This window comes from Flavobacterium profundi, from assembly GCF_006491645.1.
Taxonomy (GTDB): domain Bacteria; phylum Bacteroidota; class Bacteroidia; order Flavobacteriales; family Flavobacteriaceae; genus Flavobacterium; species Flavobacterium profundi.
In genome coordinates this window covers 142,967-156,729 of sequence record NZ_VDCZ01000008.1, presented here as the reverse complement: position 1 = coordinate 156,729, position 13,763 = coordinate 142,967, and the positions used below count along the sequence as shown (strand labels likewise).

At 33.9% G+C, this 13,763-nt stretch carries 10 protein-coding genes; 3 read left to right on the top strand and 7 right to left on the bottom strand.

Annotated features, from left to right (window positions below):
- Position 1: 1 nt before the first annotated feature.
- From FHG05_RS11695 to FHG05_RS11670, 6 genes are all read right to left on the bottom strand, one after another.
- Positions 2–964: a fasciclin domain-containing protein gene (locus tag FHG05_RS11695; protein WP_140998210.1), complete on the bottom strand. Its 963-nt coding sequence runs from the start codon at positions 962–964 to the stop codon at positions 2–4.
- A 24-nt stretch (positions 965–988) separates the two neighbouring features.
- A complete protein-coding gene (locus tag FHG05_RS11690) occupies positions 989–1,873 on the bottom strand; it encodes a hypothetical protein (RefSeq protein ID WP_140998209.1) in 885 nt (294 codons plus the stop codon).
- Between the two features lie 163 nt (positions 1,874–2,036).
- Positions 2,037–2,771 (bottom strand): monofunctional biosynthetic peptidoglycan transglycosylase, encoded by a 735-nt coding sequence (mtgA, locus tag FHG05_RS11685; RefSeq protein WP_140998208.1) that lies wholly within the window; start codon positions 2,769–2,771, stop codon positions 2,037–2,039.
- Between the two features lie 3 nt (positions 2,772–2,774).
- The gene (locus FHG05_RS11680; protein WP_140998207.1) at positions 2,775–3,887 is read right to left on the bottom strand and encodes an NAD(P)/FAD-dependent oxidoreductase; all 1,113 of its coding nucleotides are present in this window, start codon (positions 3,885–3,887) and stop codon (positions 2,775–2,777) included.
- A complete protein-coding gene (locus FHG05_RS11675; RefSeq protein ID WP_140998206.1) occupies positions 3,884–4,576 on the bottom strand; it encodes a DedA family protein in 693 nt (230 codons plus the stop codon). The genes FHG05_RS11680 and FHG05_RS11675 overlap by 4 nt, the downstream gene beginning before the upstream one ends.
- Before the next feature lies 1 nt (position 4,577).
- Entirely contained in the window at positions 4,578–5,840 is a 1,263-nt protein-coding gene (locus tag FHG05_RS11670; protein WP_140998205.1) for a dicarboxylate/amino acid:cation symporter, read from the bottom strand.
- Between the two features lie 231 nt (positions 5,841–6,071).
- Here FHG05_RS11670 and FHG05_RS11665 point away from each other — a divergent pair, with 231 nt between their 5' ends.
- From FHG05_RS11665 to FHG05_RS11655, 3 genes are all read left to right on the top strand, one after another.
- Positions 6,072–9,743, top strand: a complete 3,672-nt coding sequence (locus tag FHG05_RS11665) for a reprolysin-like metallopeptidase (protein ID WP_140998204.1) — start codon at positions 6,072–6,074, stop codon at positions 9,741–9,743.
- Positions 9,744–9,865: 122 nt separating this feature from the next.
- Positions 9,866–11,755, top strand: a complete 1,890-nt coding sequence (locus FHG05_RS11660) for a S9 family peptidase (RefSeq protein WP_140998203.1) — start codon at positions 9,866–9,868, stop codon at positions 11,753–11,755.
- 27 nt (positions 11,756–11,782) lie between these two features.
- Entirely contained in the window at positions 11,783–12,295 is a 513-nt protein-coding gene (locus FHG05_RS11655) for a hypothetical protein (protein WP_317130146.1), read from the top strand.
- A gap of 50 nt (positions 12,296–12,345) precedes the next feature.
- Here the strand turns inward: FHG05_RS11655 and FHG05_RS11650 are convergent, their stop codons facing one another.
- Positions 12,346–13,737 (bottom strand): dipeptidase, encoded by a 1,392-nt coding sequence (locus FHG05_RS11650; protein WP_140998202.1) that lies wholly within the window; start codon positions 13,735–13,737, stop codon positions 12,346–12,348.
- Positions 13,738–13,763: the final 26 nt, after the last annotated feature.

Below are 13,763 nucleotides of genomic sequence, written 5' to 3'. Positions count from 1 at the left end.
ATTATGGCAGTAAAACCGTATCTATAACATGTACCACTCCATTCGAACATAAAATATCTGGAATTACCATGTTTGCAGGAGTCGTGTTGCTATTTCCTAAAATAGTAAAGACCCCATTTTGAAAAGGACTATATGTTAGTGTATTGCCTCCCGCTGTAGTTGCAGTGGTACTCGTTTGCTCACAAGTAAATGTTCCTCCATCTGCTATTGCGTGATTTAATAATACTTGTTGTAAAAATGATGGATCAGCATTTGCCACATCTTCAACTGTTGCAAAACCAGCAGCTTTAAAAGCAGCATCTGTTGGAGCAAAAATAGTAAAGCGATTATTTTCATCTGCTAAAACTGGAGCCAAACCTGAGGTTACAACCGCTTGAACTAAAAACGTAAGTTCTGGTGAAGTAAATACTTTTGCATCATTCATTAATAAAGCAGATTCCACTATATTAACACCTGTTGCTAACATTACCTTATCAATGGCATGAACGGTACCATTACTTGCAGAAACATTTGTAATTATAATTTTCGAACCATTTATATACAAATCTCCTTCTCTCATCACAAAACGTCTATCTACCCCTAAAGCAGATGTTGATGTACCGCCATCCATTATTTGGTTGGCCAATAAATTACCATTGGAAACATGATACAATAACGTATTTGTTAAAAAGCTATTTTGTAGAACTCCTAAACTTCCTCCGTCTACTAATCCTAATCTAGCAAAGGCATCATTAGTAGGAGCAAAAACAGTATAATCTCCTGAAGGGTCATTTGGGTTTGGATTACTTAAAACTACAGCTACTCCACCTTGAATAGCAGCAGCTTCTAAAGTACTAAAAGCCTCGTTTGTAACTGCAATTGAAGCAATGGATGGCGCCTCTTCTTTGTAATCATTATCACAAGAAACGAAAGTTGTAAGTAGAGTAAAGGCAAATAAGGCACTTTTTATATTTATATTTTTCATTTTATTAATTTTTAGAATTAGTCATTAAAATTTGTATACTAAGGCACCATAAACACCTGTTGCTTTTCCAATATTTCTTCCCGCTAATAAGGTGCTTATTCCCGTAGCCACACCAAATTCTTGATAAACTGGCAAATATACATTTGCTCCAATTTTAGTATAACTTACTCTTGTTGCTGGAAAGAAGCCTTGAAATCCTTCTCCTAAAATATCCACACCACTAGTAGAAAATTGATTTGCTAAATACGCATCTCCATAGAATTTTGAAACGGCATATCCTAACTTAAGTTCAGATATATAGGAGTTTGGCACTTCATTAGAGGCAAAATTTCCACCAAACTGACCTGTAGCAAAAAATCCTGAATCCATTTTGAACATCGCTAAACCAATAGCACTTACAGTAGTGCTTCTGTTTCCAATTGCAATGATAGATTGCAACCCTTCATCTTCTTTATAACCTCCAACTGGTGTTTTTACTCCTACAGCACCAATTAAACGTAAAGAAGTAGCACCATAATCAAAGTAAAAAGGGTTGTACTTTACAAAAACAGAAACATCTTGTAACCCGCTTCTTTTGTTTTCATAATCTAAGTTATTCAACACTTCTTGAGAAGCATCTCCTTTTGCTGTAATATAAGGTAAAGAGAAAACTACGTCAAGTTGATTTGTTATTCCATAAGTAGCATACAATGAAGCACTTGAAATTTGTACTTCGTTAAAGATTGGCACTCCGTCTGCTAAATTGGGCACTAAATACACCTGATCATATTTCTCTGAACTATATGAAAGAGAAATATTTCCTTTCCCTTTACCTTGCATAAATCCACTAATTGGACTTTGTGAATAAGCTGAATTCACATATCCCAATGTTGTTACAGCTAAAATAAATAGTAATTGTTTTTTAATCATAATATCTAATTGTTTCAGTTTTACACTTTTCATCATCTACGTAGAAAAGCAACACATGGTTTTAAAAAAGTTAAAATAATTTTAAAAAACATCTTTTTACCTAGAATTTGGGCACAAAAAAAGCCGAAAATTAATTTTCGGCTTTTCTATTTTTTAGTGTTTTTTAATATTCCAATTTGGTATAACCAATATATTTCGAAATAGTCGCTTTTCTTCTGTTCATGTAATTAGTAGAACGAACTGGATTGTATTTTCTAGGGTTTGGTAATATTGCTGCAATACCAGCCGCTTCATATTTAGATAAACTTTTTGCTTGTTTGTGGTACCAATATTTGGAAGCGGCTTCAGCTCCATAAACACCATCACCCATTTCTATACTGTTCAAATATACTTCCATAATGCGTTTCTTACTCCAACATAATTCAATTAAAAAAGTAAAATAAGCTTCAAATCCTTTTCTAATATAACTTCTACCAGGCCAAAGAAAAACATTTTTTGCAGTTTGCTGCGAAATGGTACTTCCACCTCTAATCTTTTTACCTTTTTGGTTTTTTTCAAAAGCTTTTTGCATGGCTGAAAAGTCGAAACCATTATGCTCAAAAAACTTACCATCTTCACTTGAAATGACCGCTTTTTGCAAGTTAGGAGAAATATTATCTATAGAAACCCAATGGTGGGAATAACTCATTTCTTTCCCATCTGCCTTTTGTTCTAAAGCCCTTATTATCATTAATGGCGTAAAAGGGACTGGCACAAATTTATAAAGTAAAACAAAAAAAACACTTATAATATTAAACCACAGAACGGTTTTCCAAACGAAACGAAATAATTTTTGACCAAAAGTTCTTTTTTTGGCCGTTTTTGTATTTTTCTTTTTAGGAGTAGTTTTTTTTGCCATACGCTATACTAATTCTGCTAATTCTTTACCAACTAAGCTACCTATTGCTACACCCATACCTCCTAATCGCACTCCACAATACACATTATTAGAAAGTTGTTTTACAATAGGTTTTTTTTGTTTTCCAACACCCATAATACCACTCCAACGCTGTTCAATTTCGTGTGCAGTATTTGGCAAAATTACAGTTTTTAATAATAGCTCCAACTGGTCTTCAATAATTTTTGTTTGAGTAAATTCTGTGGTGGTTTCACCTTCAAAATCGAGGTTTCTACCTCCTCCAAAAAGCACTCTATTTCCAATATTTCTAAAGTAATAATAGCCTTCGTCTAAATGAAAAGTACCTTTTATATGTAAATTTTCAATTGGTTTTGTAATCAAAACTTGTGCTCGGGCGGGTTGCAATTCATTTTGGGTTAATTGAGCGGCAAATCCATTCGTTGCGAAAAGCAGTTTTTGAGTGACAAATGAGATTTCATTGGTAACTACTTCCACTTTATCATTCAAATCATTAAAAAAAGTTACCTCTTGTTGATTAAGGATTAAAATATCATTAGCAACCGCTTGTTTTAGTAACGCTTGCATCATATTTCCAGTGTCTATTTGTCCTTCAAAAGAATTAAAAATAAGAGGTTTATAAATCGAATTAAAACGAAAATGATCTTCGCTTTTTTGAAATACATCGCTTTTAAACAAAGGTTTTAAAAGTTTATTTACGAAAGAAATTTGGTCTATACATTCTTCATATAAAAGCTTATTTTCTTTTAAAAACAACTCATATCCACCATATCCTTTAAAATCTAAAGTAGTATCTCCTAATCGTTTTCTCAACAATTCTAGCCCAGTTACTCTTTTGTGAATTAATTGAATTACTTCTTCTTCACTGTGATTTTTTAAGTCATGAATTATTTCCGAAATGCTTCCAAAACAAGCAAAACCAGCATTTTTTGTACTCGCTCCTTGTGGTAAAACTCCTTTTTCTAAAACTAAAATTTTGGCATTTGGAAATTTTTCTCTCAAGCTAAGCGCACAGTGCAAACCTACAATCCCACTACCTACAATGGTAAAATCTATATTGGTAAACCAATTTTTTAATTCCCAATAACTAAACATTATATCTCAGGATTAGTAGTTTCCCTTTTGGCTTTAATAGCTTTCATCACTAAAGGAAAAGTGGTAACACCAATTAAGATTAGGATGATTTTTTCAATATGTTTTTTTAAATCAATATCAAATTCATTTAAAAAGATACCATATAAATAATGTCCTGCAAAAACCAAAAAGAAAGACCACATTAAAGAACTCAATACATTATAGAACATAAATTTAGTCTTTTTCATGTGAACAATTCCAGCAATTATAGGAACAAACGTTCTAACAATAGGTAGAAAGCGAGCATAAATAATAGCTTTGCCGCCATGTCTTTGAAAAAAATCTTGGGATTGAAGTAAGTATTTTTTCTTAAAAAAGAAACTATCTTCCTTCTTATATAAAAATTGTCCACTTCTAGCACCAAACCAATAACCAAACATATTACCTAAAGTAGCTGCGCTTGCTATTAATAAAGACAAAACAGTAACATTTGAAAAATCACTAGGGATATAAAAAAAAGTTTGTACTAATTCTCTTGAATAAATACCCGAGAGAAAAAGCAAGCTATCTCCAGGGAGAAAAAAACCTGCAAACAATCCTGTTTCAGCAAAAACAATGAACAAAACCATGTAAATTCCTATAGGAATTCCACCCACTTCCATGGTGATGTAAAACTCAGGGTTAAAAAGCTTTGTCCAATGAAAATCTTCCATCTTATGTTAATTTATCTACCGATTTCGCTACAACCATTGATACCGCTGCATCTCCAGTTACGTTAACGGTGGTTCTACACATATCGAGTGGTCTATCAATCGCAAAAATTAAGGCTAAACCTGCCTCAGGAATACCCGCTTGAGCTAATACAATTACTAACATTACCATACCTGCTCCTGGAACAGCCGCGCTACCAATGGAGGCTAAAGTGGCGGTTGCAATAATTCCTAGTTGAACACCAAAACTTAAATCCATACCAAAAGCTTGTGCAATAAATACAGCTGCAACCGCTTGATATAAACTCGTTCCGTCCATATTTATGGTAGCACCAATTGGTAATACAAAACTGGCTACTTCATCATCTACACCCAAATTATCCACCACACGTTCCATAGTAACCGGTAATGTTGCTGCAGAAGAACTTGTTGAGAACGCTAACAATTGTGCGGGAGAAATACCATTTAAAAAATAGCTAGGTGTTCGTTTCGTAAATACGTATACAATTAATAAGTAAACCCCAATCATGATAATTAACCCAACTACTACACATAAACCATATATTCCTAACGCTTGAAATAAATCGATACTTGGGGATTCTGCAACTAAAGCAGCGAGTAATGCAAATACACCATAAGGTGCCGCAAGCATTATGATATCTATCATTTTGAGAATTACCTCATTAAAACCGTCAAAAAATGCTTTAACTGGCGCACCAACTTCTTGCGGTACTAATATTAAAGCAATTCCAAAAAACAAAGCAAAAAAGATAACTTGTAGCATATTTCCATTATCAGCTGAAGCGCCAATAATATTGCTCGGCACAATATCTTCTAAAGCTTGTAAAGGACCTGCTTCTTTTTGTTTTTCAGCAGAAGCAATTTTAGAATTTGCATCGTTGGCATAACCCTCAACTAATTCTTGTCTCGTTTGTTCCGACAAATAACTTCCTGGCTTTACAATGTTGACAATTACCAACCCTATAGAAACTGCAAAAACGGTAGTAAGCAAATATAAACCAATTGTTCTACCTCCCATTTTTGAAAGTTTCGAAATATCTTTCAAATCAGAAACCCCTTTAATCAGAGAAGCTAGAATTAAAGGAACTGCAATTAATTTTAAAAGATTAATAAAAATAGTACCAAAAGGCTTAACCCAATCTACAATTATATCTTTTCCCCAATTGAATTGAATTAAAACAATAGCAAATACTACTCCGAAAACCATCCCTAATAAAATTTGCCAATGCAACGCTAATTTCTTCATTTTTAATATTTCTTTTAAAGAATGTGAAAATACATATATTTTTTCAAAAAAAAGGAATTTCATAATTATTTAGAAATACAAAAAACCCACTAAACATAAGTATTTTATTAATAAAAATAAATTATTGATAATTATTATATTAATATTTAAGTTTTTTTATAGCTAAAATGTAATTTTATTCCATATATATTATATATATTTGGCGTGCTAAAAACAAAACAAAAACAAATTATGAAACAAAAATTCCTTTTAATTGCCTTTCTGGCAATTACAAGTCTTTCTTTTGGGCAAAAGGGAGATTCATTTTGGGTTACCACTCAAAAAAAAGCAAATACTGAAGTGGTTGCTAACAAAGCAATGATTCAAAATCCGAAATTATTTTCATTGGATTTCCAAAAAATGAAACAAAAGCTAAAAGCTGCACCAGACAAAAATTCTAGAGCTTCAGCATCAAATGTTGTTTTATCTTTTCCAAATTCAAATGGTAAATTAGAAAGCTATCAAATTATTGAGTTTTCAAATATGGATGAAGATTTAGCAGCAAGATATCCAGAAATCAAATCCTATGTTGGTCAAGGTATAGATAACCCTAGTTCAACTATTTATTTCAGTGTTTCACCTCTTGGATTTCAAGCAATGATGCTTCACGCGGATAGAGCTGCTGAATTTATTGAGCCATATACTAGCGATTTAACTGCGTACACTGTTTATAAAAAGACAGATAAAAAAGCAGCTTTTTCTAAATTTGAGTGTAGTGTTATTGACGAAGTAAGTCACAAAATGTCTCCTGACAACGGTGATGCTTTACGCCCAAACGCTGATGATTCAAAATTAAGAACTTTCCGTTTAGCGATGTCGGTAACAGGTGAATATACTGCTTATTTTGGAGGAACAAAAGCAAATGCATTAGCAGCGATTAACAACACTATGACACGCGTTAATGGTGTTTTTGAAAAAGATTTTGGAGTAAAATTAGTTTTAATATCTAATACAGATGCTGTAATTTACACAAGTGCTTCTTCAGATCCATACTCTAGTGCTTCTTCTGGAGCAGGAGGAGCTTGGAACAATGAACTACAATCTACTTTAACATCTGTAATTGGAGAATCAAACTATGATGTAGGTCATTTATTTGGTGCATCTGGTGGTGGTGGAAATGCAGGTTGTATTGGTTGTGTTTGTGTAAACAATCAAAAAGGAAGTGGTTACACTTCTCCAGCTGACGGAATTCCTTCTGGAGACAACTTCGATATTGATTATGTAGCTCACGAATTAGGTCACCAATTTGGTGCAAACCATACGTTTTCTATGAGCAACGAAGGAACTGGGGCTAATATGGAGCCAGGTTCTGGTTCAACTATTATGGGATATGCAGGTATTACAAGTCAAGATATCCAACCGCACTCTGATGCCTATTTTCATGCTGTAAGTATTCAACAAGTTACAAATAACATCAAAAACAAAACTTGTCCGACAGTAACTAATACAGGTAATTCTGTACCAACTGCTAATGCTGGTTTAGATTACACGATTCCAAAAGGAACTCCTTTTATGTTAACAGGTTCTGGAACGGATGCAAACGGGGATGCACTAACATTCTGCTGGGAACAATTTGACAATGCTTCTTCTTCTCAAACAGGAGCAAGTTCAGCTGCAAGTGCTACTAAAACTTCAGGTCCAACCTTCAGATCTTACACACCAACAACTTCACCAGTTCGTTATTTCCCTCAAATTTCTAGAGTATTAGCTGGAGCTACAACAACTTCTGGTTCAGAAATTACTGTAGAAGCTGTACCAACTGTTGCAAGAACAATGAACTTTAGATTTACAGTTCGTGATAACAGAGCTGGAGGAAGTGCAAACAATAGTGATGACATGATTGTTACCGTAAATGGCACAGCTGGTCCATTTAGCGTGTCTTCACCTAATACTGCGGTTTCTTATGTTGGAAACTCATCACAAACGATTACTTGGAATGTAGCAGGAACTACTTCAAATGGTGTAAACTGTGCGAATGTAGATATTCTAATTTCTACAAATGGTGGCTCAACTTGGTCAACTTTATTAGCTTCAACTCCTAATGATGGTTCACAAGCAGTAACAATTCCAAATACACCCTCTACACAATGTAGAATTATGGTAAAAGGAACCAATCACATTTTCTTTGATGTTTCTAATACTAATTTCACTATTACAGCTGGATCTGGTAACGACACCACTGCTCCATCTACTCCAACAAACTTAACAGCTTCTGGAACAACTCAAACGACAACTAATTTATCTTGGACAGCTTCAACTGACAACGTAGGAGTAACAGGATATAATGTATATCAAGGAGGAACTCAAATTGGTACTGCTTCTGGAACAACATATAATGTAACTGGTTTAACGCCTGCAACTACTTACAGTTTCACAGTTAGAGCAAAAGATGCTGCTGGAAATTTATCTTCTAATAGTAATACTGCGAACGTTACAACTTTAACTGGAACTACAGATCCAACTTACTGTTCAAGTAAAGGGAATACTGTATCTGATGAATATATTGGAAGAGTACAGTTGAACACAATCAACAATGCTTCAACTGGTAATAACGGATATACGGATTTCACAAGTATCTCTACTAGTTTAACTAAAGGTTCTGCTTACACAATTACGGTAACTCCAACTTGGACTGGAACAGTATATAGTGAAGGTTATGCAGCTTGGATTGATTATAACAAAGATGGAGATTTTGATGATGCAGGTGAATTAGTTTGGAGTAAAGCTTCAAGCACAACTTCACCAGCAACTGGAAGTTTTACAGTTTCTTCTACTGCTGCAACTGGAGCAACAAGAATGAGAATTTCTATGAAATATAACGGCGTTCCAACAGCTTGTGAAACATTCTCTTATGGTGAAGTAGAAGATTATACTGTAAATCTTGTAGCAGGTTCTTCAGATACAACTGCACCATCTGCGCCAACATTATCAGCATCTGGAACGACTCAAATAACTACCGACTTGTCTTGGACAGCATCAACGGATAACGTAGGAGTTACTGGATATGATGTATTTAGAGGTACTACTTTAATTGGAAGCACAACTACAGCAAGAACATTTGCAGTAAGCGGATTAACTCCTTCAACAACATATAGTTTCTCAGTAAAAGCAAAAGATGCTGCTGGTAACGTGTCTGCTTCTAGTAATGTTGTAAATGTTACTACTTTAGCAAACACAGTAACATATTGTGGTTCTCAAGGAAACAATACTAGTGATGAAAGAATTGCTCGTGTCGTATATGGTAGCATTAACAATGCTTCTACAGGAACAGCGGGTTACGAAGACTTTACATCTCAATCAACTAATGTAACTAGAGGAACTTCTCAAACTATTACTATCACTCCTTTATGGACAGGAACAATTTATAACGAAGGATATGCTGTATGGATTGATTTCAATCAAGACGGTGATTTTGCAGATTCTGGGGAGTTAGTTTACTCTAGAGCAGCTTCTAAAACAACACCTATAAGTGGAACTATTTCTATTCCTTCAACCGCTAGCTTAGGAGCAACTAGAATGAGGGTTTCAATGAAGTATAACGGTATACCTTCAACTTGTGAAACATTTACTTACGGACAAGTAGAGGATTATACTGTAAACATTACTTCATCAGGTAAAGAAGAAAATACTTTTGTAGCTCAACCAGAGATTACTTTATACCCTAACCCAACTTCATCACTATTAAATGTAACATCTGTTAGTGATAAAGCAACATTTAGAGTATATAGCTTAGTTGGACAAAATGTATTAAATGGTAGAATTACTAACCAATCTATTGATGTAACTTCATTACCGGCTGGAAATTATATTATAGAAATTTTAGACAGCGAAACAACTATAAGCAAACGCTTTATCAAACAATAATTTTAAAATATCTATTTACAGAAAAGACCTTCTAATTGAAGGTCTTTTTTTATTTTATGAATTTCTAAACGTCTATTTCTTTAAAAATAACTAATTTTAGACTTTATAAAAAAGCAAACACAATGAAAAAAATAGCTTTAATATTGATTAGCATGGCAGGAATAACCGCAAGCGCACAAGATGTAATGACTCCTGAATTATTATGGAAATTGGGTCGCATTTCTCCATTGGGAATTTCCAATGATGGCAAAAACATCATTTATAAAGTGAGCACCCCTTCTATGGAAGAAAACAAGTCTAACTCAGAATTTTACAGTATTCCAATTGCAGGAGGCAATGCAACAAGTATTAAAAATTATAGTGATTTAATACAAGATAAAAACAAACATGGCGAATGGACGTTAACCAATAAGGAAGTAAAAATTGACCCAACACATGGCAAAGATTTTTACCCCGAATTAGATAAAAGTGAAGTCCAAATATTTAATGCATTAGATTACCGCCATTGGGACACCTATAATGATGGTCATCATAATCATGTTATCTTAACGAATGCTAAAAATGAAGAGATTGATATTCTTTCTAAAGAACCTTATGATTGCCCGCAAAAACCCTTTGGTGGTGATGAAGATTACATTTGGTCCCTAGATGGATCGAAAGTAATTTATGTATGTAAAAAGAAAACAGGAACAGAGTATGCAACTAGTACAAATACCGATTTATATGAATATGATATTGCTACTAAAACTACCAAAAATTTAACAGAAAAAAATCCAGGGTATGATGTAGCACCTCAATTTTCACCAAACGGTGATTTATCTTGGCTACAAATGAAAAGAGATGGATATGAGGCTGATAAAAATGACATTATTGTTCGCCACAAAGGATTAGATATTAATCTTACCGCTAGCTGGGATGGTACTGTTGATAGTTTTACATGGAGTAAAGATGGTAAAAAAGTCTATTTTTTAGCTCCAATAGATGGAACGAAACAATTGTTTGAAGTTAACTTTCCTGGATTAACTAAAATAGCGGTTCGAGTGAATCAAATCACAGAAGGACAGTTTGACGTAAATCAAATTATTGGATTTAATGATGACACAGTTTTAGTTACACGTAGCGACATGAATCATGCGAATGAAATATACAGCTACAATTTAAAAAAGAAAAACTGGAACCAAATAACCCATGTTAATACTGATGTATATGCTAAATTAAACTTGCCTAAAGTAGAAAAACGAATGGTAAAAACTACCGATGGGAAAGAGATGTTGGTTTGGGTTATTTTACCCCCTAATTTTGATGCTTCTAAGAAATATCCCACACTTTTATATTGCCAAGGAGGACCACAAGGAGCCTTATCTCAATTTTATTCCTTTAGATGGAACTTTCAAGTTATGGCTTCACAAGATTATATAATTGTGGCTCCAAATAGAAGAGGAATGCCTGGTCATGGCGTTGCTTGGAATGAGCAAATTAGTAAAGATTGGGGTGGCCAAGTAATGGATGACTATTTAAGCGCAATTGACGATGTAGCAAAAGAAAATTATGTTGATAAATCTCGATTAGGAGCAGTTGGAGCTAGTTATGGCGGTTATTCCGTATTTTATTTAGCTGGAATTCATAAAAAACGTTTTAAAACATTTATTGCTCATGCGGGTATTTTTAATACGCAAAGTATGTATGGCACTACAGAAGAGGTATTTTTTACCAATTGGGACATGGGTGGTGCTTATTGGGAAACCAATAATAAGCTCGCTCAAAAATCCTATACCGATTTTAATCCAATTAACTTAGTTAACAACTGGGATACACCTATTTTTATTATTCAAGGTGCGAAAGATTATCGTGTACCAATGGGCCAAAGTCAAGAAGCGTTTCAAGCAGCACAATTGAAAGGAATAAAAAGTAGATTTATGTTATTTCCTGAAGAAAATCATTGGATTTTAAAGCCACAGAATGGATTAGTTTGGCAAAGAGAATTTTTTAAATGGCTGAAAGAGACCCTTTAAAAAGCAGCCTTTTCATTCCGCTTGTTTATGATGCCTTTTGAAGAAATAGAACTAACCGTCAATACCTTTCACAAATTAGGATTGACAGTTGAAGCTGCTCAATTTTTAATTGAAACCTATCATTTAAATCATCCTAATTTTGATTCTTTTGAATTAACGGAAGTGGCAAAACCTAGTTTTATCGTAATGGTAACAATTGGCGCATTGGGTCAACCCCAAAAAATTCAAATTCCTAAAAATGTCTTTGAGTTTCCGCTTGCTTTAATTCTAAATTTACTGGCTCATGAAATGCTTCATGTGAGACAAAAAGCTCCTGATAGCCTTGTTGAAGATAAAAATGAAAGAGAATGGCAAGCCTATTATGAAATGTTATTCCATAAAGAATTTCCCTTAATTCCTATGGCTTCCAATTTCAATCTTAAGGATTTTGCAAATAAAGGACTAGAATATTATAGAAGAATGGGAAAAGGCACCTATTTGCAAGAAAAATATGCCTTTCAAAAAGAAGAAGTGGAACAATTTTTACTACAATTACACTAAATAAAAAAGAGACCATAAAACGGTCTCTTTTTTATTTAGTGTAATAGAATTTAGCTTTTACTCATTTCTGTAAAATATTTGTAAAATAATGGTATCGTTTCAATTCCTTTCAAGTAATTAAAAATTCCAAAATGTTCGTTTGGAGAATGAATAGCATCGCTATCTAACCCAAAGCCCATTAAAATAGTTTTACTTTTTAATTCCTTCTCAAATAAAGCCACAATAGGAATACTTCCTCCTGAGCGAACAGGAATTGCTGGCACTCCAAAAGTTTCTGTATACGCTTTATTTGCCGCTTGATAACCAATACTGTTAATTGGTGTAACATATCCTTGACCTCCATGATGTGGTTTAACCACCACTTTCACCGATTTAGGAGCAATCGATTCAAAATGATTTTTAAAAAGAGTGGTAATCTCTTCCCAATCTTGATTAGGAACTAAACGCATCGAAATTTTGGCATAAGCTTTACTAGCTATAACTGTTTTAGCACCTTCACCAGTATAACCACCCCAAATACCATTTACATCTAAAGTAGGTCGGATGGAATTGCGTTCATTGGTTACATATCCAGCTTCTCCATAAACGTCATCGATATCTAAGGCATTTTTATATTTTTCAAGTGAAAAAGGAGCTTTAGCCATTTCAGCTCTTTCTTCTGCTGATAACTCTTCCACTTTATCATAAAAACCAGGTATAGTAATATGGTTATTTTCGTCATGTAATGAAGCTATCATTTTGGTTAAAACATTAATTGGATTAGCTACAGCTCCACCATATAAACCTGAATGCAAGTCTCTATTCGGCCCAGTGACTTCAACCTCAACATAGCTCAAACCACGAAGACCTGTAGTAATGGAAGGTTGTGTATTTGAAATCATTCCTGTATCTGAGATAAGAATTACATCGTTTGCTAATTTTTCTTGATTTCTTTCCACAAACCAACTTAAACTTTTAGAACCTACTTCTTCTTCACCTTCAATCATGAATTTTACATTACAAGGTAAAGAATTGGTTTCCATCATGTATTCGAAAGCCTTAACATGCATATACATCTGTCCTTTGTCATCACATGCACCTCTCGCAAAAATAGCTCCTTCTGGATGTATTTCAGTGGTTTTAATTACAGGTTCAAAAGGAGGAGATGTCCATAGATCAATTGGATCTGCAGGCTGCACGTCATAATGTCCATATACTAAAACTGTTGGTAAATTAGCATTAATAATTTTTTCACCATATACAATAGGGTAACCTGGTGTTTCACATAACTCTACAAAATCACATCCTGCTTTCTCTAGACTTGCTTTTACAGCTTCAGCAGTCATAATAACATCATGTGCATAAGCGCTATCAGCACTTACAGATGGTATTTTCAACAATTCTATTAGTTCATTTATAAATCGCTCTTTATTTTTTTCAACGTAACTTTTTATGTTTTCCATTCTTTTTTATTGGTTTGTAAACCAAA